Below are 23,745 nucleotides of genomic sequence, written 5' to 3' on the forward strand. Positions count from 1 at the left end.
GGAAACTCGCCTGCCATGCGTATCCTGCTGATCGAAGATGATGCCGTTCTGGGTGCCGCCATACGCGACCAGATCGCGGGCGATGGCCAGTCTGTGGATTGGGTGCAGCGGCTGGACGCGGCGCAAGACGCCATGGCGGGGGCCTCCCATGACCTGGTGCTTCTCGATCTTATGCTGCCGGATGGACGGGGCATCCCGTTTCTCAAAGCCTTGCGCATGCGGGGAGATGTGACGCCGGTGATCATCCTGACCGCGCTCGACCAGGTGTCGGACCGGATCGAGGGGCTGAACGCCGGTGCCGACGACTACCTCGTCAAACCCTTCGACCTTGCAGAGCTCTCGGCGCGCATCGGATCGGTCGCGCGCCGCTACACCGGCAATCCCAATCCGATCATCACCCATGGCATGCTCGATATCGACCTTGCCGCGCGCAGCATTCACTGCGCCGGTAAACCGGTGGCTCTGACGGCGCGCGAATGGGCACTGTTCGAAGCCTTCCTTGCCCGCCCCGGTCAGCTTCTGTCCAAGGCGCAGCTCGAAGACAAGCTTTATGCCTTCGGGGCCGAGATCGAGAGCAACACGATCGAGGTTCATGTCAGCCGCCTGCGCAAGAAGCTGGGCGCGGGCATCATCGAGACAGAGCGCGGGATGGGCTATCGGCTGGGTGCGCCATGAGGATGCCACGCAGCCTGCGGGGGCGCTTGGGTCTGTCGCTCGGGGTGGTCTTGACACTTTTGTGGGTGGCGGCAGCGTCGCTGACCGCCGTGACCCTCCGGCATGAAATGGACGAGGTGTTCGACAGCGCGCTGCAGGAAACCGCGCAGCGCCTGTTGCCACTGGCTGTTGTGGATATCGTCGGACGCGAGGATGATGGCGTAACCCAGCGTCTGGGAGCGATCCGAGACCACGTCGAGTTCTTTACCTATGTCGTGCGTGACGCGCAGGGGCGTATCCTGCTGCAATCCCATTCGGCCGATCCTAGTGTTTTCCCTGCCTTTGAAGGAACAGGCTTTCAGCAGACCGCGACCCACCGGCTCTACAACGAGGATGCCTTGCAGGGCAGCATCCGCATGACGGTGGCTGAACCGCTGGAACACCGTGCGCAGGTGGCGCGTGAAATCCAGATGGGTCTCGGGCTTCCGCTGCTCATCGTGATCCCGGTCGCACTGCTGGCCATCATTCTGGCGGTGCAGGCCAGCCTTGGCCCCGTTCGCCGATTTCGCGCCACGCTGGAAGCGCGCACAGCCCAGGATCTGACGCCGGTTCCCGCTGACGACATCCCATCCGAGATCAAGCCGATTGCGACGACGCTGAACGGCCTGCTGGATCGCCTCAAAGACGCCTTCGACGCCGAACGCAGCTTTGCCGCAAATGCCGCCCACGAACTGCGCACCCCGCTGGCCGGGGCCATCGCGCAAGCGCAGCGCCTGCAATCCGAGACCAAAGACCCGGCGGCATCGGCCCGGGCAGCCGATATCGAAGCGACGCTGAAACGGTTGACCCGCCTGTCCGAACGGCTCATGCAATTGGCCCGGGCTGAAGGCGGTCGTCTCAGGTTGGATCAAGCGTCGGACCTGCGCGCCGTGGCTAGAATCGTGATCGAAGATATCCGGCGCACTGTAGCTCCGGGCCGCATCGTGTTGGCTCTGCCGGATGGCCCCGTGATGTCGGATCTGGATCCGGACGCCTTCGGCATCCTTTGCCGGAACCTCGTCGAGAACGCCCTGCGGCACGGTTCGAAAAATGACCCAGTTGACGTGGCTTTGGCGGCAAACGGAGTTTTGAGCGTATCAAACGAAGGACCGGTCGTAGGTCCAGAGACCCTGGATCGTTTGACAGCCCGCTTCGAACGGGCCGGATCAGATACAGATGGCAGCGGCCTTGGCCTGGCTATCGTCGCAGCGATCGCCGCGCGCATCGGAAGCCAGCTTGTTCTGACATCTCCGCGCCCGGGGCAAGAGTCGGGGTTTGAAGCGTCTGTCAGGTTGCCGAACTTGTCCCGCGACTGTTGAACCAGAACATCAAGTATCAAACTCAAGTCGAGACCAATGTGTGAAAGCAAGTGGTCTGCAAAACGCCCTGTGTCCCGAGCCCGAAGAGTTTCGAGGCCGGTTGCGGTAACAACATTTTGTACAACATCGCCTGCGGGGCTCCGGAAAAGCACTGCAAATAAATATGGAATTTCAAACTACCCGTTCTAACCAGCACTGTACAGTTTGCTAGACCGTGACTCGCCACATGCGGAACCGTCCCTGCCCGGTCACTTCGCGGATCAGGCCCCGTTCCTCCATCCAGTTCAGGTTCCGTTGCACGGCGGCGCGGCTGGCACCCGTCAAAGCCTCGGTCATCGGGGCCGAGACCAGTGGCCATTCGGTCAGCGCATTGCGCAAGGCTGGCGGAGTGCGGCCCGACAGTGGTGCCATCGCGTTCTCCGCACGAGTAGACCAAGCATCGATGTCGTCCAGATGGCGCATGACCTTCATGATGGCGGCCTCCATCCCGTCCAGCCATTGGATCAATCGCTCAATCGGCGTACCATTGGCGCGCAGCCCCCCTGCCCCGCCTATGGCCAGCGGCGCGAAGACCGCCCCGTTGCACTCTCTGGCAGCCATGCGTGCCGCAGTGACCGCCGCTTCCATCCGGTCGCCGTGTTGCCCGAGGCCCGCAAGGTTCCAGAGGTGAAACCCCATGCAGGCGTGCGTGATCGGGTGCAGGTCGGCGGCTTGCGCCATCAGGTCAAGCCAACCGCCCGCGCGATCCGCAAAGGGTTCGGCTTCAACGCCCAAGCTTTCAGGGTCACGGCGATCGAGGAAAGCAGATAGGTCCATCTCTGGGCCGGGACCGCCTGTAAGACGCCGCACTGCCCATCCAACACGCGCGAGCGCTGCGGTGTCGTCCTGTACCCCGGACAAGCGCATGGATATCCAGAGCGCCAGCCGATCCGGGCCAATTCGGTCGCCCACAAACCAGCTGAGGTCTGCCGCCTCCATCAGCGCGAGCCTGTGCCGCCAGCCTTCCGTGCCGCGGCGCAGACGGTCGTCCAGCGCGCCAATCCGGCTAGCCACACGGGCGAGACGCGCGGCATTGCCTGCCTCTGCCTTCCGCCAATCGTCGAGGACTGCGGTTTCACGTGGCTCTGCCCTTGGTCCGACCGGCAGATAATCCGGCTCCTCTTCCATCGGACCGGGCAGGAACCAAAGATCGTCTTCGGACGATTGTTCCACCTCCTCAGCATCGAGGAAGAGAGCATCAGATTCATCATGAAAGGCGGGGGCTTGAGGCATCATATGTGCAAAATACTGCTATTATGCAGTTTACCCAAGGGTTTTGTGGGAATGCATTCTCACACTCTATATAGCACGCGCGGGCGATGGTCGGCGAGGGCTCTCTCATCGCCCTCAGCCTATGGAAACCAAGGGCTTTCCGTTGAGGCGGGCCACAGACAGCGCCCTTGCATCCGTTTACAAACGGTCGTTTATTAGCGACATCTTAAATTGCAAACGGCTCTTTTCCATGCCCCTGATAGGCTATGCGCGCGTATCCACAGAGGATCAGACCCCCCTGCCCCAGTCCGAGGCCCTTCAATCTGCGGGTTGCGCAGAGATCTTTGAAGAGCACGCCTCAGGTGGCAATCGGGCGCGGCCGGTGCTTGCACGTGTGCTGGAGCGGATTGACAAGGGCGACACGCTGGTCGTCGTGCGGATCGACCGGCTTGCGCGGTCTCTGTCGCACTTGCTTGAGGTGATCGAAAGACTGGAGGGCAAGGGGGCGTTCTTCCGCTCGCTCCAGGACCCGATCGACACTGCCTCGCCCCAGGGCAAGTTCACGTTGCAGGTTCTGGGCGCTGCGGCTGAGTTCGAACGCGCTCTGATCCGCGAGCGTACCAAAGCCGGACTTGCCTCGGCACGCTCAAAGGGCCGCGTCGGCGGCAACCCAGGTCTTCGCGCCAAGGACCCTGAAGCGCTGCGCAAGGTACGGCTGGCGCGGCAGGATGGCTACATGGAGCGCCTCAACGAGACCGCGCAGGATTGGGTGCCCCATGTGCGCCGCCTGCGCCCCGATATGGCTTGGGAAGACGTGCTGCGGATCATCAATGGCCCCCTGCCCCATGATCGGCGCTGGACGCAAAGCCGCCTGCTCCGCGCCGTGAAGGCATACGTGGCGGACGGATTCCTGCCGGCTGAAGTGCTTGGGCGCGCCGGTCGTCGCGAAACCGACGATCGCCTGCCTGCGATTGTCGCCGCAATCAAAGGTGCTGACCCCGAGATCACCTTGCAGGCAATCTGCGACCGACTGGAATCCATGCGTGAGCGCACCCCTCGCGGTCGCACCAGCTGGCAGCCTTCCTCAGTCAGAATGCTGCTGGAGCGGGCAGAGCGTCTCGGCCTTTTGTAGGCGGCGATGGTCGGCAAACTACTCCTGTCACTCGGCCAAAATCTTACAGAATCATCGCCTCAACTGGACGAAAACCACGTAAATATCCAACAAAGCCTTGGGGTTAGTTCGCGCGAGCAGAAAATATCTCGAAGGGTATCGGCTTCGCCAGACGCGGCCTTTATCGTTAGGAATCAATGCGTTATATAGCGCGGGCCCCGCGCGGCCAAATTGGTGCTGTGGATAACTTTTGCACTACATCTAGATTCTTCTTGCCGGACTCAGATGTTCGTGGCATTTCCATTCTGACGGCAAAACGCGTCAGACGTGGCTTCGACCGTCAGAACGACAAAGAGCCTTAGCAAAGGCCATGAGAGGCGGCAGAACATGGATGATCGAAATACGGGCTACGCGCAAGGCATAGGCTCTTCTGACATCGGAGCATTCGCAGACAGTCTTGCTGAGTCGCTTGACCGGCAGATGAAAGTTGCGTTCGAGCCAGAAGAACGCAAGTCCTTGCGCCGCTTCAGCTCGACCGAGGTCGCCGAGTTGCTGCGCGTTAGTACGTCGAACCTGCGCAACCGCCACAAAGATGGCAGCTTCCCAGAAGTTCACACTGACGGTCGCGGTCATAGGTTCTACACGGCCGAAGAAGTTGACGACCTCCGCAACATTTTGGCGCGGACAGGCAAAAATGCTGACGCGTACAGACCTGGCCGCCGAGACGGTGACCGTCTTCAGGTCATTTCGGTCGTGAATTTCAAAGGCGGCAGCTCGAAGACAACAGCGACAATCCATTTGGCACACAGGTATGCCCTGCGTGGCTACCGCGTGCTTGTTCTGGACCTCGACCCGCAGGCCAGTTTGACGACATTTTTCGGCTTCCGGCCTGAGCTCGAATTCGCCGAAGGCGGCACAATCTACGACGCATTGAGATACGATGATCAGGTTCCGCTCTCGGAGGTCATCCAGAAAACATACTTCCACAAGCTCGACATGGTCCCGGCTGGCTTGATGTTGTCCGAGTACGAAACCGAGACAGCGAATGCCCTTGCGCGCAGGGTTCAGCCGATTTTTGCAGAGCGTCTTGCTCTGGCGCTAGAGGAAGTCGACTCAGACTATGACATCGTGCTGATCGATTGCCCTCCGCAGTTGGGCTTCCTGACATTGACAGCATTGGCAGCGTCCACGGGCTTACTTGTGACGGTCGTCCCCGGCATGCTCGACATCGCTTCGATGAGCCAGTTCCTCAAACTCGCTTCGGAAACGGTCAAAGCCGTCGAAGAGGCGATTGGACGACATGTCACTTGGGACTTCGTAAAGTTCCTGATCACACGCTACGAGCCGTCGGACGGACCACAAACGCAAATGGCCGGGTACCTACGTTCAATCCTTGCGGGCCAAGTCATGACTGAACCGATGCTGAAGTCGACAGCCATTTCTGACGCCGGCATGACTCAGCAAACCATCTATGAGGTAGACCCGAGCCAGCTCATTCGGAAGACCATTGATCGGGCTTTGACCAGCGTGAACAGCGTTGCCGATGAGCTGGAGCAGACAATCCAAATGGCATGGGGGCGTCGCTGATGGCTCGAAATATCTTCAACCAGCCACCGAAAGACGAGAAAGAGTCGGCAGCCCCCTCCCCTGCCCCGGTCAAATCCTCGAAGCTACCTGGCTCGGTTGGCGGATTGCGGGACTCTCTCCGGGAAATCACTGCCAACTCAATCCGAGATATCGAACCCGACCGGATCGATATGGATGGCCTCCGGGATCGCCTGATCCTAGAAGATAGTAGCATTGAAGATCTCGCCGAAAGCATTCGCAAGCATGGTCAGCAAGTGCCGATCATGGTTCGCCCCTCTGACCAACCGGATCGATACCGCATCATCTACGGGCGTCGCAGACTTGCAGCCATTCGAAGAGTTGGTGGAACCGTCAAAGCGATCGTTCGAACGCTCGATGATGATGCTTCTCTGATCGCGCAAGGTCAGGAAAACAACCTGCGGCTGGATCCGTCCTTCATTGAAAAATCTCTTTTTATCAAAGAGATGCAGGAGGCCGGTTACAAGCCTGGCGTCATTCAGGACGCCCTAGGCCTCACCCGGCAAGGTGTGTCGAACCATCGTGTAGTCATCGAGCAGCTGCCTGACGAACTTGTCCGGCTTATCGGCCCGGCTCATGGCGTAGGTCGACGCCAATGGGGTGATCTTGCTGCACTTTCAGAGAAGGTTCCGCTTGTCGACATTGCGCGTGAGACACTTGCCTCTCTGCCTGACACCACTCCAAGCTCGGACAAGTTTCAAGCCGTCTATGTTGCTTGCTCCAGCAAGGCGCGTGGCGCGGCCGACCAAAGCGCCCGTGGCCAAACGACCGTGGTAAAGGACAATAGTGGTAGCCCTGTCGGCACACTTTCAGTCGATGGCAAGTCGATCGCTATCAAGATCACCCGCAAGGACAACCCGGAATTCGGCCAATGGCTCGAAGAGCGCGCGGAAACCACGCTGCGACAGCTTTTTGAACAATGGCAGAATGAGAGAGGCTCGGGGAGCTGATCCCCGGTCATAACCAAAAACACGAGCAGAGGAGAAAGGCGAAGACCAAAAAGAAAAGAGCCCCCCAAGGTTTCCCCCGGAGAGCCCTCATCATCTGATTAGCACCTGTGATGTAGCAATCTCCGACATACCGGTCAAGAGTCACCGATTCGGTGGACGTCTTTTTGTTGCCTTTTCTCGCCAAAAACAGCGGGAAGAGCCGGGGAAGTTGTGGGCCGCAACGGTCGTCGTTCAACAAACATGGCATTCACAAAGCTTTCCGTTCAGACCTTTGGCGTCGGCAAGGGCACCCCCGCCACGTCAACACCTGAAACCGACATCTGGGCAGTCTTCCGCGCGCTCAGAGATACTCGCAGCCTGTTCGGTCTCCGTCCAGGACATGTTCAAACGCTCCAAGCGATGCTGAGCTTTCTCAAGCCTGGGCATGGAGACACAGTCTTCGCTTCCAACGACGAGATCTGCCGTCGAGTTGGCGGAATCGATGAACGAACCCTCCGTAGGCACATCGATCGCTTTGTTGAACTCGGTTTCATGAAGCGCCACGACAGCCCAAATCGCAAGAGATACCGAGTGAAGTCCTCCGAGGGTCAGTCCATTAGCTATGGGTTGTCGCTGGCTCCGTTGCTCGCGCGTGCCGGCGAACTACTTGCGACAGCCCAAGCGATGGAAAACGCTCGTCGGGATCGCGTGTTTTTGCGAAAGCAAATCCTAACCAAACTTGCTCAGATCGACGAAGCTGACCCCGAGAACGAACTCACTCATCAGGTACGCCGAGTTCTTCGAAGGAAGCTCTCGATCGCGGAGTATCGTACTTTGCTCGGCGAACTGGAGGCTCAATGCAAACAGATGTCCACCGCGGTGGACGCACCAGAAACAATGAAACTGCCCGCCAATGACGGGCAAACTGTCCGCCACCATTCTAAGTCTAAAAAAGAACAAAAAGATTTAGAAAGCGGGACCAACAGCCAAACACCTCCCCTGCAAACGCTCACAACCGTTTGTGACCAGGCTACATCGTTCGCAACGAACTCACTTAGGAACTGGCACGATGTTGAAAGCCACGCGAGAACGCTCGCTCCAATGATGGGAATCCACGAAAGCACCTTCGAAAAAGCTGCTAAGAAGATAGGCTCTCAAAAAGCATCATGCGCCATCTTCATAATTCTCCAGATGAGCAATCGCATCCGAGACTTTGGAGCGTATTTCCACAGCATCACGCTCGGTCGCAGAGAAACTGACTTCAACCCATCACTGTTGTTGGAGAGGCTTTCTCGTTCTGGGGCAGCTACTGCATGATGTCCACCGCGGTGGACATGTTGAGAGGTAGAGATGGGCTGTGAAAGGGGTGACGGGAAGTGAGATCGGAAGAGTGGCTTCCGGCGCCCGTCGTGGAGAAGATCTGATGCCGAAATCTGCCCAGAAAGTCACCCTGTACCCGTCCCGGGACATTCCCTTCGACAAGCTCGTGCTAAGCCAGTCCAACGTACGGCGCATCAAGGCCGGCATCTCGGTCGAGGAACTGGCCGAAGACATCGCCCGCCGCGGGTTGCTGCAGAGCCTGAGCGTTCGGCCCGTTCTGGCGGATGACGGGTCCGAGACCGGCAAGTTCGAAATCCCCGCTGGCGGCAGACGCTTCCAGGCCCTGTCTCTCCTGGTGAAGCAGAAACGCTTGGCCAAGACGACGCCCATTCCCTGCATCGTACGGGATGCCAATTCTGCGATCCTCGCCGAAGACGACTCGCTCGCTGAGAACATGCAGCGTGCAGCCCTGCATCCGCTCGACCAGTTCCGCGCCTTCGTTGCTTTGCGGGAGAAGGGTCAGGGCGACGAAGAGATTGCAGCTGCCTTCTTCGTCACGCCGCAGGTGGTCAAGCAGCGCCTGAAACTCGCCGCCGTGGCCCCTGCCCTGCTCGAGCTCTACGCCGAGGACGAGATGACGCTGGAGCAGCTGATGGCCTTCACGGTCAATCCGGATCACGAGCGTCAGGTTCAGGTCTGGGAGGCGATCAAGTCTTCGTGGAACAAGGAGCCCTATCAGATCCGGCGGATGCTAACGGAAACCTCGGTGCGGGCCTCCGATCGTCGTGCCGTCTTTGTCGGCGTCGATGCCTATGAGGCTGCTGGCGGCACCATGTTGCACGACCTCTTCCAGGGCGATGACGGCGGCTGGCTGGAAGACCCGGCCCTGCTGGATCGTCTGGTTAGCGAGAAGCTTCAGGCCGAAGCCGAAGCCATCGCGACCGAAGGTTGGAAATGGATCGAGGTCTCGCTCGACCTGCCCTATGGCTACAGCCACGGTTTGCGGCGGCTGAGCGGAGACCCGGCGCCGATGACGGATGACGAAGGCGCGGCCCATGCCAAGCTGCTTGCCGAGTACCGGGCGCTCGAGGAGGAATACGAGGGCCAGGATGAATTCCCTGAAGAGATCGACGCGCGTCTTGGCGACTTGGAAGTCGCGATGGAGAAGCTCGAGGCTCGGCCGCTGATCTTCGACGCGGAGGACATCGCGCGGGCAGGGGCTTTCGTGACGCTTGATCGCGATGGCGAGCTTGCAGTTTATCGGGGCTTTGTCCGGCCCGAGGATGAACCTCGGCAAGATGCCGACGTCCACAGCGGTGAACAGGCGGCAGACGGGCAGGGCGTTGAGCTTTCAACGGGGAGCAAAGTGGATGGTATCGGCCATGGCACGGTGATCACCTCTGCTGGTCAAGTGCTTGGCGCGAACATGCCCGACGACGAGGACGATGGTGCGTTGAAACCGTTGCCCGAGCGTCTGATCATGGAGTTGACGGCGCACCGGACATTGGCACTGCGCGAAGCTGTCGGGCGCTCCCCCGACGTCGCGTTGACGCTGCTGCTTCTGAAGCTCGTGGGTGACACCTTCCGGACATCCAGTTCGGCGGGCAGCTGCCTCGAGGCTTCGGTCCGTCACGTCTACATGTCCGCGCAGGCGAGCGACCTGAAGGACAGCGTGGTGGCCAAGCTGGTGGACGATCGCCACGCGGAGTGGGAGGCCGACTTGCCGCTCGGCAACGATGCCGCGCTCTGGGACTACCTGACCTGCCTTGATCAAGGGAGCCGGCTGTCGCTACTCGCGCATTGCCTCAGCTTCGGGGTCAACGCGCTCCATGAGAAGGTGAACCCTTATGGTGCCGGTATCTCCGCCGGCGGTTTGACCAAGCGGATGACACAGTCCGACTTGGTCGCACAGGCGGTCGAACTCGACATGGTCGAGGCGGGCTGGGAGCCGACGGTCGATACTTATCTGAACCGTGTGCCCAAGGCCCGAATCCTCGAGGCCGTGCGCGAGGCGAAAGGGGAGGGGACGGCGCAACTCCTCGATCACCTGAAGAAGGGCGAGATGGCGAGTGAAGCCGAGCGTCTGCTGAAAGGCAGCGGCTGGTTGCCGGAGGTTCTGCGCCGTCACGATCTGGCAGCACTCGATGGCGCGGAAGGGCAGGGGGCGCCTGAGCTCGTTTCCGACGCTGAGCAAGCCGAAGATGTCGACCTTCCCGCCTTCCTCACCGCTGACCTGCCGAGCAATGAGGCATCGGTGATGGCTGCGGAGTGATCTGCGCCATCCGAGGGCGGGGAAACCCGTCCTCGATCACATAAAATACAACAATATCAATATGATGGATGCAAAATGACGCATTCAGGATGAGGAATCATGTCTGCAACCACAATTCTCGACACTGCGCCCCTGGGGGCGCTCATTCGCTACACCGACAACAGTCCGAAACCGCCTGCGCGGTTCACGAAGAAGCTCGCGGCCTGGGAGCGCTCGAACGGCGTCGGCCGTCTCGTCAAAAAGGAGCCGCCGCGACCCTATCCAACCTGGACGGCGCCGGCTTCGTTCACGCTGCACGAGGGGAACTTCTCCTCGGACGGGGTCATCCTCGTGACGATCATGCGGACCCATTCGGCGGATAGCGCCTTGACCTTCGAGGTCGCTGAGGAACCACAGCCCGGGCAAGTGCGTGTCCTGCTGGATTTCGGCGGTTGCACGGAGCTGCTCCACCTGGCCGAGTCTGTCACGGCTGCTGAACTCTGGATCGCCAGAGAAGGCTATCGCAACGCGCGGCTGGAGATCGTCGGCAGCGAGGGCGGCGATAGGGCAGGGGGCGCGGAGCTTGCTGCCTGAGCCCATTACGAGCCCAAGGGGCCCGCCAAAGCGCGGGCCTTTCACCCATCACGACCCTTTCCCGCGAGATCGCGGGACACCATAGAATCCAATCCAACACGGAATGACGTATTCCTTGAAAAGCCTGCCTGGGAGGCTGGCACCGATGGCATCAGCGGGACACCCGGCTCCAGTCAGCCGTCGCACCATCCCCCGCTCGCCATTCCCTTCCTTGCCCCGAATCCCGTCTTCGAGATCAACCCGCGAGGGGTCGGACTACGGGCGAACCCGTGCCGCCGAGTGGATTCGGACGAGCCGAACGCACCCGGTGATGTCAGCCAGTCTTCGGGCCTGCGGGGTCCTGTCGCGCGGGGGATGGTCCTCCGCCTCCAAGACAGGAGCCAAACAGATGTCCCGCAAAGATGCACACGCCTTCGCCGCCTCCCTCGCCGCCACGCTCATGGTCTCGATCGTCGTCTTCCAGGCCGGTGATGGAACCTATGGCGCCGTCCCCGCCGATGAAATCGATGGCGACGAGGTTGTGATCGTCTCGGAATACGACCCCTTCGGGTGAGGCTTCGGCCTCACCTCCCTTGGGCCCCGGGCGCGGCGCAGGTGCGCCCCCTGGGCATATCGACGGCGGAGTGACCGCCTATGCCCGATATCTACCCGTCTCCGTCTCAACTCGGCTTGAAGGGAGGCTCCGCAGAATGGATCATTGGAAATCCATTCATTCGCAATTGGTCGTCCAAACCCACACGCACTTCGACAGCCGGGCGATCAAAAGATGACGTCTCAATCGAGCGCTCGTATCTTGATGTCATGTAGTGGAACCTCTGGTTCGAGGAACCTACCCAATTTCGCCTCTGATCCGGCAGTGCAGCAACGAAGGGGCCGTCGACCACGATATCAGAGTGGTCAAGCAACGCTTCAACTCCCGGCAGATTTCGCCGACGAAGTTGTTCCAGCCTGAAGCCGGTGAATACCATTACGGATATTCCAAGTCTCTGGCAGGAGGAGGCGACCTCCGCTAGCCCTTGTGCTTGATAGGACGGCTCACCTCCAAGGAAAGTGACCCCTTCAATGCCGTAGTGGTCGCGGGCCTGCTCTATCTCGTCCACGATTCGCGATGAAAGAATGGTCTGCCTGCGCACGAAGGGTAACAAATCCGGATTGCAGCATCCGGGACAATCGATGTCGCAGCCCTGAACCCAAAGCGCATAGCGTAGGCCAGGCCCTTCAACGGACGTGCAGGGTATGCGGGAAGCAATGTTCAAATAGCGGGTCATGACGCCTCAAGTGTCACACGAGGCACATCTTCGTCAGCCAACTCGATAACAAGCGTTTGGCCAATACACATGGCCCGATCCGGCACCTCGTTGAAAAGAAAAGTGGAAATCGGGTCGATCACCCATTTCGTCAATGCGGTGATGGCTCCGCGTCCGCCCATGGTGGGGTCGATTTCGCCTGCAACCTTCTCAAGAAATTCACGTTCCTCAGCGATCCGGACGGCTCGAATACCATATTTGTCTTGGAGCTGCGCGCGAAGCGAACCAAGTTTGCTCCGCATGATTTCAGCCAGAAAGCTCCTGTCACGAACAAAGTTGAACGCGACGATATTGTCACCAATTCGGTTCAAAAGTTCAGGTCGCCCCATTTCTCTAACGAAATGATCCCGCACGCTGCTGTTGAAAGCCTTCCTCGTCTCTTCGTCGGTCAATGTCGGAGCTATCTCGGCTGCACCAATGTTTGAGGTGAATATTATGATTGCTTCCGAGAAGCTCACGGTTTGACCACGTCCGTCGGTAAGGCGGCCATCCTCCAGAATTTGCAGAAACTTGTCGAGAATTCGTACATGGGCCTTCTCGATTTCGTCGAAGAGGAGGACGCAAAAAGGACGCTTTCGGATGGCATTTGTCAACTGCCCACCCTCTTCATAGCCGACGTATCCCGGCGGCGCGCCGATGAGTCTTTGATCGCTGTGTTCATGGTTGAACTCTGACATGTCGAAGCGAATGAACGCCTCTTCGTCCCCAAAGAGGAACTCCGCGAGAGATTTTGCCAGTTCCGTCTTACCGACCCCGGTGGGACCGACAAAGAAAAGAGAACCTTTCGGCATTCGTTGCCGCCTAGAATGCTGCAAGCCTGAAAGCCCGGTAAAGGCTCGAATGGTGACAGCGGTGACTTTCTCGATCGCGTGAGTTTGGCCTTTGACGCGCTCTTCCAACATGGCCGGCATCGAGAGAAGCTTATCGCGGCTGAGTGCCTCCCACGCACTGGTCTGAATACCATGACGATAGAGGCTCAACAGACTGTCTGCCGTCAACTCTTCGGTTTCAGCGCATCGGACAGACAATCCTTCGATATTCAGAATATCCTGGCACGACATCCCGTCGAGCGCATCAATCAGGTCCTCATAACCCGCCTGACCGGCCTTGGGTCGGTTCTTCAGCCGCCATTGATGGAGCCGGTCTCCAAGTATAGTGGACCGCTCCTGCCGGTCCGGCAGCGGCACGACGACCTCGCGCAGATGCGCCGGTCCCGGTAGCATCGACAAGGGAAGCGCGTGGGCGGCGGGAGTGATCAGAACCAACAGGTTCTTTTGCCCTGCGTCCTCTGGGTGCGCCGCGCCGACAATGGCCTTGGCAAGTTGCGCAAGTAGGTCTCGTTCACTCTGTGATGGATTCTGGCCGAATGAGAACGCAAAGTTCGCCAGATTGGCGACAAAGGCCGTCGGCTGCGCGGTCTTGTCGGACAGTACCCTGAGCACTATGGCGACGAAATCTTCCACGGTAACCGGCGAAGGTTCCGCACTGTCGAAACGCGCATCCGGAGCAACAGCATACGTCGCACCCCGAGCCTCGGCCGGCCCTGCCGAGCTGGCCAAGGTCTCCCATTTCGCCGCATCGCGGCCGTGGACTCCCGTTACGGGATCCCATTCGATCACGGACTTGAAGGCGCCCTCGCGAAGTGCCGCGGCGACCATTTCGGGTACGCGCTGATACTCTGTCGTCCAAGGATTGCGGCGCAGATCGTGAACCTCGCCGTGAACGACTAGGCAAGACACCAGGCCCGCATGCGTTTCCAAGCTACGCAACCATACAGGATGATGAACCGGTTTCATTTCCTGCGCTCCTCCGAACCTTCCGGCAACTGCTTGGCCGATTTTCCAATCATGTCCGGATTGCGCCACGAAACCTTCTCTTCTTCGAGTTCGATCCCGTAGATATCCTGCAGCCGAGGTAAGACCTTGTCAGCGTCATCGAGGCAAGCCTGCCCTTGATAGTGATCGAATTTGTAAGTCATCCCATCCAGATCGACGCGAAAAGCCGCCTGCGCGCCAGATGGACGCTGTGCTTTGATCACCACGGCGGCGGCCTCGCCCGCTTCGAGCTTCGGGTCGGAAACGACAAACCCTGCGTTGCGCAGTTCGCGCAGAAGACCAGAAACCACGTGCCGTCGTGCAGCCTCCTGCAGTGCGCGTTCATCGGCCGCCTGGCGGATCTCAGAAAGCCTTTCATCCAAGTCTTGCAGCGTAAGCCCCTCATCGGTCAGGGTCGGCCGCAAGCCGCTGATCGCTGCTTGGGCCAGATCGTCGCCCAACTGCGCATAGACCGCCAGCGCGTCTTCCAGCAGGGCTTCCTTCTCGCGCCGGTCGTCTTCGCGTTGCTTGGCGAGTTTGAGAGTTTCGGCCTTCTCTCGGGCGCCCGCCATTACCGCATCAAGGCGCCTTGCCAGCTCTGAACGCCGACGCTCATAAACCGCAAGCTCGATTGGCGCGCTCTCAATCTCGCGGCGAAGCGCCATCAAATCCTGTTGGCAGAGGTCTCGCTCGATTGCGCTCGGCAAGGACGCACGGGCTTTGCGGAGCATATCGAGCAAATTGTCCTGTGCAGCCAGCTCCTGTGCGTTTCGTGCGATCCGCGCATCGCGCTCGCCCGCCAGGCGTTCGCGCGCGGCTTCTCGCTCGGCCTCGGCGGCTGCGGCTGCCGCTTCTCTCTCAGCGGCCTGAGCGGCGCGACGGTTTTCACGGGCGCGGCCGTTCAAGCCACGCATCATGCCAGACAAGCGGATGTTTTCATCCCGCGCTTGTTCCGGGTCTCTTCTTAACAATTGTTCGACCCGCGCAAGCGCCCTGCGGCAATCGCCGTAATCTTTTGCAACGAAAACATCCAAACCTTGTTCAGCCAAGGCATCAAGGCGTTCAAGATTTCGTTCGGCATATCGCGCTGTAGTGTCCCGGATGCGGTCGAGATACATCTCTCTTCGCTTTTGAGCTTCTATTCGCCAACGCCTATCTGCCACAAAGCTCATTTCTGGATGTCCCTCCGCCGTGTCTTTGATTCGGCTATGAAATCTTCTGCCGTCATCACATCGATATCGTATGATTTGCACCTCGGCACGAAATCCAGGTCCTGCGAGACGAGAATGATTTTGCGATCTGGCTGACGGTACGGAATCAGGACTGCAATAATCTCTCCATCTGCATTTCGATTGTCGCCTGACTTTAGGTAGCTCACATCAGGGAAAGGTGCCGTCCATTGATTTTTCGGAAGAGTCGAAATTGCGCGCAAATTCTTCCGACTTTTCCATCGGAAGTCGTCTCGCTGTGTTTTCTTCCTTTCGATTTCGTCCGCAACCGTTTGCGGAAAAACAAAAAAATCTGTCGGCAAGAGGTGATCGGCGAGGTCGCCGAACTCAAGAATAGCAGAGGTATCAAATGCGACGACCCTGTCGCATTCGGGCGGAATATGCCCGACCTCCCGAGATTGCTCATTAATTTCGGAAGCAAGTTCCGTTGCCGTGGGGTCGAGTCTGCCGAGTTCAGGCTGTGAACGTCGGAATTGAGCCAGTGAGGGTTCACTCGCCAAGGTTTCGACCAGCCCTTCAATGACAGGGCGCGGCAGATTTTCCAACGCGTCAACAATCCTTTGCATCCACGTTTGCGACCCCGGCTCATGCCTGACCCGATCAATGAGCGCCATCCAAAACTCTGTTGGCTTCAGCCAAAATGCAGGCAGAACAAATATCTCTGGCGCTTCCGAAAACCGGCATTCGCTTTCAAGGGCCGCGACCAGTTCGCTCCATTCCGAACCGCTCTGCGCAAAGCCACCTGTCCTGCGGAACACCCCGATTTCAGCGTGCAATCCTTCCCATATGATGGGCAACCTAAGGTATTCGCGCCCCTCGCTCGCCAGAAAGACACCCGCGATACCTGGATTGTCTTCGCGCGGATAAGCCACCCGCATGGCTTGCCCCCGGGCCGGCGGCGAAATGAAGGTCGGCGCGGTTACCCCCGCCACGGGATCGAGCTTGGCCAGGACGGCCAATGACGGAAAATCCAATTCAGTCGATATAGTCTCGGGCAAGCCACGAACCAATGTCAGCCCACCAAGCCTCTCGGGCAAACGGCAATGGAGCGAGACCTCGGCATCATCGTCAAGGCGGGAGTGGTTCGATCCGTCCTGGCGGTCCGGCAACAACCAGGAACGCCGCACCGTTTGCGGAAGACCGCGTAGGTACTCGCTCTCGCGCGGGTCGCTGCATTCGAAGGAAAGCTCGCCGTCATTGAGGACAAGCATCGCGTCGCTGCGGCGCCATCGATGACCAATCTTCTCACAGGTTGCATTGTATACTTGCATGTCGTCCTGCAATTCAGCCCTGAGTTCGCCGTCGATCCAATGCCGAGGAGGATCGGTCGCGAAAGGATCGACAGGGATACGGAAGCGGCTCCCCTCCTCGGGCTCGGTCAGCAGAACACCGGCCTCAACGATTTCTTCTAGCACCGGATCAAAGAACCGCTCGATTGTTCGATCCTGTGCCGATTTTCGGGCTTGCTCTGACGGCTCCGCCGCACACGCACCATTCGGCTTCTCGGGCCCGGGCGCAAGATCGACAAGGCGGAGCAAGGACGGGTCGGTTTCGTGCTCTGCGACCCGATGAACGCGCCCGCGTTCGATAAGATCGCCCAGCACATCGGGCAAGATTTCCCTTGCGCCCGACACGCCAAAAACCTCCCGAAACAAGCTTCCGATCGGTGCTTTGGCCAAGGTGTTGTCGCTTTGCGAAAACCGAACCACTGCCTCTTCCAGAGCCCGGTGCAGTGGAGTGAGTTCCGGAAGGAGGCGATAGGTTACCTTTGCACAAAGGTGCAGGACCGGAAACCACACAGATACCTCTCCTAGCCTCATAGGTTATTCCTCTCGGAGCGCAGCGGTTTTGGCCCAAGGATATCTTTGGCCTGCCAGAGACCGCCAAGTTCCTTGATGTCACCGATGATCTGCCCATAGACGGGGGTGCGTCGCGGCGCGCCACCGTCAACAGGTTCGATCGCAACCTCAAATCGCTCGAAGGTCTTTCGCGCTCCGATCACCACCAAGAGATCGCGCGCCCGCGAGAACGCCACATTGATCCTTTCGAATTTCGCCGGATTGGAGTTCTTGCCCAAACGCCGAGATCTGTTGCGAACCATGCTCACGATCACGATGTCCGCCTCCTTCCCCTGGAATCGGTCGACCGTCTCGACGTCTATTTGCAGGCCCTTGAAACGCTGGCCGAGCCTGGACTCGAGTTCTTTGCGGATCAACCTTTTCTGGCGGTTGTAAAAAGTGGCGACGGCGATGGTCTTGGTGCGGTGTTCCCGTTCGCAGGTATTGACGAGGTCCTCGACGACTTGGGCAACGAGCCGTGCCTCAAGCTTGTTTCCGATGCCGGTCCCGTCGCTGTCCTCGTAGGCAACCTTTCCGGCTTCATCTTCCGAACTGTCGATCCACAGCGCATGAAGACTTTCTGTAAGATATTGTCCGCCGGTTCGCGAGTTCAGGTTTAGGCCATGTGTCCTCCATGACCATCTGGCGCTGGTATCCAACCCATCCGGATCGGTCAGTCCGGATTGCAATCGCCCGTCGTAGAAACGATTGATCAGCGACATGATCTGCGGATGCATGCGGTATTGGGTGTTCAGGGCTGCCCTGCTACGGGGGTCTATTTCGGCAAAGCCGTCGCGGAACAGCGATGCCGTCGTCAAACGCTCGTATTTACGAAGCAATTCTGCCTCACGCTCCAAAGCATCCGCATCCTCGTCGTCCGTGGGAGCCGTGTCCGGGTTCGAGAAAGACGCAAACTCGAACGTAGGAGGAAGCTGCCGGTGATCACCGACAAGGATCGTCTTGGGGGCAAGAAGCATCGGGCGCAACAACTCCAGCGGAGTCGCCTTGCTGACCTCGTCAACGATCACCACATCAAAGCTGGAAAATCCGTTATCTGACAGGATCCTGAAGTCGGCGTTGCACGTGATTCCGATGACATTGGCGCTGCGCACATAGCGTTCGCCCATGCGATCCGTGGCGGAGGGTTTCTCTGCCTGCTGCTTCAGGTCGCCAACCCATTGATCCAGCAAAGGCAACCAATCCTCAAGTGGATTGGCTTCTGCGAGGCGGCTTGCTTGCAAGTCCAGAATGCCCTTGATCTGGGCAATTGCGGCTGAAAGGTCTGACGGCGACGATTCGGCCGGAAGATCGAGAAATTCACTCGCCCCCGACAACAGTTTCACACACTGCTCATGGATCGTATCGCCACGGCTGCATGCATCGTCCAGGGCCTGCTGTGCAATCCGACGCGCGCGATCGGCCTCTGCTTCGGTTTTTGCACTCGCCTCGTCGTCGCCGGATCCTTCCGCTTCGGGGGCCCCTTTAGTCGGCCATGCATCGAGTATCCGCTGTCTTGCGCCTTCGGCCCTCTCTCGGCCAACCTGATCTTCTTCGTCCCTCAACCGGGATTGAATGTCGCAGATCAATTCTCGCACTTGGCCATGCAGGGCGTGCGCCGATACGTCAAGATGCGCCCTCCGTCCGTCGTGCTTGGCAATCACTGCGAGCAAATCGGCCACATCTGGCGCGAGCTCAGGACCAAAGCAGGAGGGATCCCAATCCTCCAAATTCGCAAGCGCGTTGCGAGCCATGCCCCACCATGCCGCACGCCTGTTAGCTTCTGACGCCGCCTTCTGGAGCGCTTTCACCTCGTCCAGCCGTGCATTGGCTCGCTTGAGCGTATCCTTGCGCGCCGCAATGTCCGCATCGGAAACCCTTCGTTCATCGTCCAGCTTTTGGGCGCGCCCGAGCCAGATCTGCAGTTGCTTGACCTCTGCTGTCAGCGACTTGAGCGGCCCGCTCACCTTCTGTTTCACATGTTCTGCGGCCATCCCATACCACTCGGCGACAGCTGTCGATTTCCTTTCCTCTCCGTCGTTTTTGCTTAGCCAAAGCTGTCGAACCTCGGGGTCATCCCTCAGGCGATCAAGGGCGTTCTCGACCGCAAGGTTGGTCTGCGAGGCAATCAGCACGCGATGCCCCGACCTGACGAAGTGCGCGCAAGCCGCAGCGATCATCGTGGTTTTTCCGGTTCCCGGCGGGCCCTGAACATAGGCGATTTCGGGCGCGGCCAGCATGACGCCGACGGCAGCTTTTTGATCCTCGTTAAGCCGGTACATCTGGGCGATCTGCTCATTCAAAAGCCGATCAGGCCTGTCTGATGGCTTTGCCGCCAGCGCCACGTTGAAAAGCGACGCCATCAAATAGGGGGCAGCGGGCAAGCGGTTGGCTTGCCGCCGACCGCTCGCCCCGAACTGCAATTGTGTCAGGGCTGACCCGTAACGATCAAGTTGCGTCTTTGAGCCGGCTGCTTCGCTCAAATCTCTCAATCCAAGCGATGTGCTTTCGGCCATCTTGGCCAACGCAGCCACATCAGCCTTGCGCGAGAATTTCAGCTGGACCTGAATGGCTTTGGGGTCAGGCCATGGGCAATCCTTCAAGAAATCCTGCCTGAGTGTAGCGGGTCCGATTACCTTGAAATCAGTACAGCGATAACGGATGTTGCGGCCCTTACGATCACCCTGCTTCCAGGGTTCTTCCAATGGATAGAGCTCAACACTGCGGCGTGTGTCCTTCGTCAGGCGGGCACCGGAAATATGGCGGACCGCCGCAGCACCTTCACAAATGACAACACCATTCCAGGCATTGTCTTCCCACTCGCCGGGTCCCAATGCTGCCCAAGGCGCCTTGCGCGAAATCTCGCGGTTGGCCCAGTCCAGATAGCCTTGCCAGTCAGTCAACCGATCCTGGAGCTCTTCCTCCAGCATGTCTGGTAGAGCTAGCGCTTGCTCTAGGATCTCATCAAGTGCAGGTGCCGCTGCTGGCAACGAGCGTCGCGATGTATAGCGCAAAAAAGAAGCTACTGCCTCAAACGGGCGGGGCGCGCAATCCGGAACTACCGCAGCGTCCAGAACTAGAAGCGTCGTGTTGTCCGGCGTATTTCTGGAGCCGTAATCGAGCCGGCAAAGCAGGCAAACCGACATTGCCTCAGGCAAGCAGCTTTGCAGTTGCGGCAGCACTTCTGCAGGTCGAACCAGAACAAGCAGCTGCTCATCCTTCTTTGACACCAGGGAGACGAAAAACGGCCGTTCCTCCTCGTCATCGCCAAAGACAATGTCGCAGAAACGGTCGATGAATTCGGGGCGCTCGGCTTCACTTGGCTCCACTTCGTCACGAATGGCTGCAAAGACCGTCGCAAGTCTTTCATCATCCTTGCTCACATAGCCTGTTTGCTCGCGGCGCTGGAGCAAGACCGGCAAGGTCGCAAGAGAGGACAAGGCCTCGCCGCGCCGTCGATAGGTCGGTCGGGCAACAGCAGTCTCGAGTTGAGGAACCTCCTGCTCCCGGAACGTGCCAGTCTTCGGGTCATGAACCATTCCCGCCTTTTGCGCACGATCCTGAAGCCGGCGACGCAAACGAGCCTCGGCGCGCTGGAGCGGTTCGAGATGCGCTCTGGCCCGACCATCGCAATCAGCAAGTGCGGCTTCCAGCCTTGCACGTCGCCCGTCGATCATACTCAAAAAGCGCGCTCGGATCTGTTCTGCACGTTGCAGTCGCCCGGCCGCGTCGTCTATCTCTTTTTCGTTTTCGTCGAGCGCAGTTTGTGCGTGACAGAGCATGTTATCCAAGCGAGCCGTCACATGCCGCTGATGCTCGACCTCAAATTCCTTTCGGTATTTCGAAAGTTCAGATTCGTGCGCTTCCAGTTCGGATTTGATTTCGTGGACCATCCGCTCGATGTTCGCGAGCTTGTTTGAGATAACACTCAAATTCGCTTTGGTTTCGTCGATCAGCTTTCCGCGCAGAGACTCCGGCAGCGCCTCAAGCTCTGTCTCGTAAGTGGCCCGCAGGTCTGCCAACTCTTTCCTGATACGCTCTACATCCGCGCTTGCAGTGTCCAATTCCTGCAGTCGGGTGTCGATGTCCTTTCGAATGGAAGCTTCACTACGCCAGACCAAGTTCCGCGGATCGAGATTTCGTGCGATCCGCCCGATCCGCCCAGCCAAGGCCATTTGCGAGGTCCGTGCACGAGCGGCCTCCATCTCGCCGTTCAGCCGATTCAAATCGACTTCCGCAGTCAAAACATCGCTTTCACGCGTCCTCAATAGATCCACGTTTTCTTCTGATTCCGCCTGAAATTCCGCTTCGAGATCTGTCTCGCGCTTTCTCAGAGCTTCATGAAATGCCGGTGGAGTCCCCCCTCCCAGCAAGAGAAACAATTGCTGCTCGGCAGCGTTCTTCGCTTCCGTCAGGAACTGTGTCTCTTGTGACGTCTCGTCATGTCGTTTCCGTAAATCCTCGATCTGCGTCTCGGCTCGCGCGATCTCCTGCTTCAGATCTGACAGCGCATCGTCGGCAAATTCCTTCGCTATCGCATTTTCTGTCTTCGACCACCTCCCCTCGCGCGCCCTTAAAATCAAGTCTTGGCACTTTTCCCGGTTGCCCTCGAAGCTCCTTAGCTCCGCCGCGACGTGGTCACAGGTGGTGTTGGCTTTAACCAGGCAGGCTTGAAGTTTTAGGAGCCGCAAATCGGCGGCGTCTTTGGCCTTTGACTTCAGTCGTTCGGCATCTTGTCGAGCCTGCTCCAGGCGCTTGTTAAGAGATTCGAGTTCTCGTTCATCCTCTCGGAAAATCTTCCGCAGATGATCAACAAGGAGGATTTCGATGCCATCAGGGAGAAATTGTGGATTAGTTCCTCTGGTGGTGAAATCCAATGTTCGCTCCCGCGTTGCCTCGGTCGTCGACCGCAGACAGAGCGTGCCAAAGAGGTAACTTGATGTAAATATGCCAAAATACCAATTGCGGAACAGGTTTTCGTCACGGTTTTCGCCGACAGCCAACCACGGGCGCCAATGCCGCGGCGCATGGCCCTGAAGAGTCGGGCGCGACGCCAGAGTGATCGAACGTGGCCGGATTACCCTTCGCGATGAAGGGGAGGCGGTTCGGTGCGTGTCTCGAAACCATCGCTGCGGCTATCGAGGGTATTTGCGGCGCAGTTGCATCGGTAGGCAAACCGTCGCTTGCGCTTGCACCAAGCCTGACATTGCTCCTCGCACGACCGACGGCAAATGGCTCTTCTGCCCCATCGCTACGGTGCGGTCGCAAGATGACTTCGGCGCTCTCGCTTAGAGGGTTGGGCGAAAGCTTCCGCCTTGGCGCGGGCCTCCGCCTTCTGACGATCCTCGAATGTGGAGATCGCCTTGGCGACGTCCTCCTGAATTTTCGTCAGCTCGCCGAGCGACAGTGCCTCGAGATCGTAATAAGCCATTGATGCGTGCCGGGTCCTGGATGTTCCGGTATCGCTAGCATGTCGCGGCAGGGCCCTGCATTTCCCAGCAGGCAAGGGCAGTGGGACGAGAACTGGTGATCGCCACTTTGGCCGCTGGTGGGATGCTTGGCTTTGGGTCAAACAGTCCGATTGGCAAGGGGACATGGTCTGGCATGGGCTCCCCGCATCTCTCTGTCTCCTGGGCCATCCCTTCGACTGACAATCCCCTAATCCCGTTCGGTCTCCTGCGCGCAACCCCGCGTCAGTCCGGGCCGTGTTGGCCGCCTTTGGCGTCCTGCCCGCTCCACCCCGGTCCTCTGGGGGTGTCCGGTGTCCATACTGTCCACCGTGCACGCATCACCCGACGGGCTTTTTCAGGGTCTTGTCGAAGGGACGGTCCCGAAGACAGGAAACACAGGAGCTTATCATGCAGAACATCGTCATCCTCGCCGGCAACATCGGTCAGACCCCCGAAGTCCGCACCACCCAGAGCGGCACCAAGATCACCAACTTCAGCCTCGCCACCTCGCGCCCCCGCCTCTCGGAAGGCCGTGTGATGCGCGACGAGAACGGCTACCGGGTCATGGACACCGAATGGCACCGCATCACCTGCTTCAACGGTCTCGGCAAGACGGTCGCGGAGCACTGCGAAAAGGGCATGAAGGTCCTCGTCCACGGTCGCATCCACTACACCAAGTGGATCGACAGCATGGGGAACGACCGCTACGGCTGCGAAATCATCGCCGAGAAGGTCGACTTCCTGAGCCGCCCGAAGTCGGCCGAGAATGAAAACCCCGAGCTGGTCGACCGCGACGACGAGATCCCGTTCTGAGGAACGGGGTCTCCTCCTCGGGCCCGGCGGGAAAACCCGCCGGGCTAAAAGTCTCTTCGGGCCACTGGAAAAGGCATCCACGCTTGCCTACCGGTGCTGAGCGCCTTGAATGCGCCTAATTGTTCAACGTGCGCACGAGCTAGATTTTGAACCAGTCCGGGTTTACCGGAGACGTTGGAGTTCGTCACTCAGCGGCTATTTTAGCCGTGAGCTCTTCGTTGTAA

Annotated in this window: 17 protein-coding genes; 10 read left to right on the plus strand and 7 right to left on the minus strand. The window is 59.0% G+C overall.

The genetic code is table 11. The features are described from left to right. Window positions 1-15 precede the first annotated feature (15 nt). Complete coding sequence (locus D8Z78_RS16600; protein WP_121633912.1) at window positions 16-675, plus strand: response regulator transcription factor; 660 nt, start codon at window positions 16-18, stop codon at window positions 673-675. Continuing rightward, window positions 672-2,012: an ATP-binding protein gene (locus D8Z78_RS16605; protein WP_121633920.1), complete on the plus strand. Its 1,341-nt coding sequence runs from the start codon at window positions 672-674 to the stop codon at window positions 2,010-2,012. Before D8Z78_RS16600 ends, D8Z78_RS16605 begins: the two co-directional genes overlap by 4 nt. 207 nt (window positions 2,013-2,219) lie before the next feature. On the opposite strand, the gene D8Z78_RS16610 is transcribed toward D8Z78_RS16605, so the two are convergent. After that, a complete protein-coding gene (locus tag D8Z78_RS16610) occupies window positions 2,220-3,287 on the minus strand; it encodes a helix-turn-helix domain-containing protein (protein ID WP_121633921.1) in 1,068 nt (355 codons plus the stop codon). Between the two features lie 226 nt (window positions 3,288-3,513). On the opposite strand from D8Z78_RS16610, the gene D8Z78_RS16615 reads away from it, so the two are divergent. The 7 genes from D8Z78_RS16615 (at window position 3,514) to D8Z78_RS24700 (ending at window position 11,626) form a co-directional block, all read left to right on the plus strand. Next, complete coding sequence (locus D8Z78_RS16615) at window positions 3,514-4,395, plus strand: recombinase family protein (RefSeq protein WP_121633923.1); 882 nt, start codon at window positions 3,514-3,516, stop codon at window positions 4,393-4,395. Window positions 4,396-4,761: 366 nt separating this feature from the next. Next, a complete protein-coding gene (gene repA, locus D8Z78_RS16620) occupies window positions 4,762-5,961 on the plus strand; it encodes a plasmid partitioning protein RepA (RefSeq protein ID WP_028288490.1) in 1,200 nt (399 codons plus the stop codon). Then, the gene (repB, locus tag D8Z78_RS16625; RefSeq protein ID WP_233678008.1) at window positions 5,961-6,929 is read left to right on the plus strand and encodes a plasmid partitioning protein RepB; all 969 of its coding nucleotides are present in this window, start codon (window positions 5,961-5,963) and stop codon (window positions 6,927-6,929) included. The genes repA and repB overlap by 1 nt, the downstream gene beginning before the upstream one ends. 240 nt (window positions 6,930-7,169) lie before the next feature. After that, window positions 7,170-8,225, plus strand: a complete 1,056-nt coding sequence (gene repC, locus D8Z78_RS16630; protein WP_038068692.1) for a plasmid replication protein RepC — start codon at window positions 7,170-7,172, stop codon at window positions 8,223-8,225. Window positions 8,226-8,331: 106 nt separating this feature from the next. Then, complete coding sequence (locus tag D8Z78_RS16635; protein ID WP_121633925.1) at window positions 8,332-10,500, plus strand: ParB/RepB/Spo0J family partition protein; 2,169 nt, start codon at window positions 8,332-8,334, stop codon at window positions 10,498-10,500. Window positions 10,501-10,599: 99 nt separating this feature from the next. Continuing rightward, window positions 10,600-11,073, plus strand: coding sequence for a hypothetical protein (locus tag D8Z78_RS16640; protein WP_121633927.1), 474 nt, complete (start codon window positions 10,600-10,602; stop codon window positions 11,071-11,073). Window positions 11,074-11,461: 388 nt separating this feature from the next. Beyond that, window positions 11,462-11,626: a hypothetical protein gene (locus D8Z78_RS24700; RefSeq protein ID WP_009574204.1), complete on the plus strand. Its 165-nt coding sequence runs from the start codon at window positions 11,462-11,464 to the stop codon at window positions 11,624-11,626. A gap of 106 nt (window positions 11,627-11,732) precedes the next feature. Here D8Z78_RS24700 and D8Z78_RS16645 read toward each other — a convergent pair whose 3' ends face one another. The 6 genes from D8Z78_RS16645 to D8Z78_RS16670 form a co-directional block, all read right to left on the minus strand. After that, window positions 11,733-12,341, minus strand: a complete 609-nt coding sequence (locus tag D8Z78_RS16645) for a 4Fe-4S single cluster domain-containing protein (protein WP_121633931.1) — start codon at window positions 12,339-12,341, stop codon at window positions 11,733-11,735. Next, window positions 12,338-14,176, minus strand: coding sequence for an AAA family ATPase (locus D8Z78_RS16650; RefSeq protein ID WP_121633933.1), 1,839 nt, complete (start codon window positions 14,174-14,176; stop codon window positions 12,338-12,340). The genes D8Z78_RS16645 and D8Z78_RS16650 overlap by 4 nt, the downstream gene beginning before the upstream one ends. Continuing rightward, window positions 14,173-15,312 carry a hypothetical protein gene (locus D8Z78_RS16655; RefSeq protein ID WP_128910827.1) on the minus strand — a complete coding sequence of 380 codons (1,140 nt, stop codon included), beginning with the start codon at window positions 15,310-15,312 and terminating at the stop codon, window positions 14,173-14,175. The genes D8Z78_RS16650 and D8Z78_RS16655 overlap by 4 nt, the downstream gene beginning before the upstream one ends. Window positions 15,313-15,362: 50 nt before the next feature. Then, on the minus strand, window positions 15,363-17,222 hold the full coding sequence (locus tag D8Z78_RS16660; protein ID WP_164932991.1) for a PIN domain-containing protein: 1,860 nt from the start codon (window positions 17,220-17,222) through the stop codon (window positions 15,363-15,365). Between the two features lie 17 nt (window positions 17,223-17,239). Continuing rightward, entirely contained in the window at window positions 17,240-22,261 is a 5,022-nt protein-coding gene (locus D8Z78_RS16665; RefSeq protein WP_128910828.1) for an AAA domain-containing protein, read from the minus strand. Between the two features lie 248 nt (window positions 22,262-22,509). After that, on the minus strand, window positions 22,510-22,689 hold the full coding sequence (locus D8Z78_RS16670; protein ID WP_338064689.1) for a hypothetical protein: 180 nt from the start codon (window positions 22,687-22,689) through the stop codon (window positions 22,510-22,512). A 427-nt stretch (window positions 22,690-23,116) separates the two neighbouring features. On the opposite strand from D8Z78_RS16670, the gene D8Z78_RS16675 reads away from it, so the two are divergent. Next, the gene (locus D8Z78_RS16675; protein WP_008335991.1) at window positions 23,117-23,521 is read left to right on the plus strand and encodes a single-stranded DNA-binding protein; all 405 of its coding nucleotides are present in this window, start codon (window positions 23,117-23,119) and stop codon (window positions 23,519-23,521) included. The last annotated feature ends 224 nt before the right edge of the window (window positions 23,522-23,745 follow it).

Source organism: Tropicibacter alexandrii, from assembly GCF_003667315.2.
GTDB classification, from domain to species: domain Bacteria; phylum Pseudomonadota; class Alphaproteobacteria; order Rhodobacterales; family Rhodobacteraceae; genus Tropicibacter; species Tropicibacter alexandrii.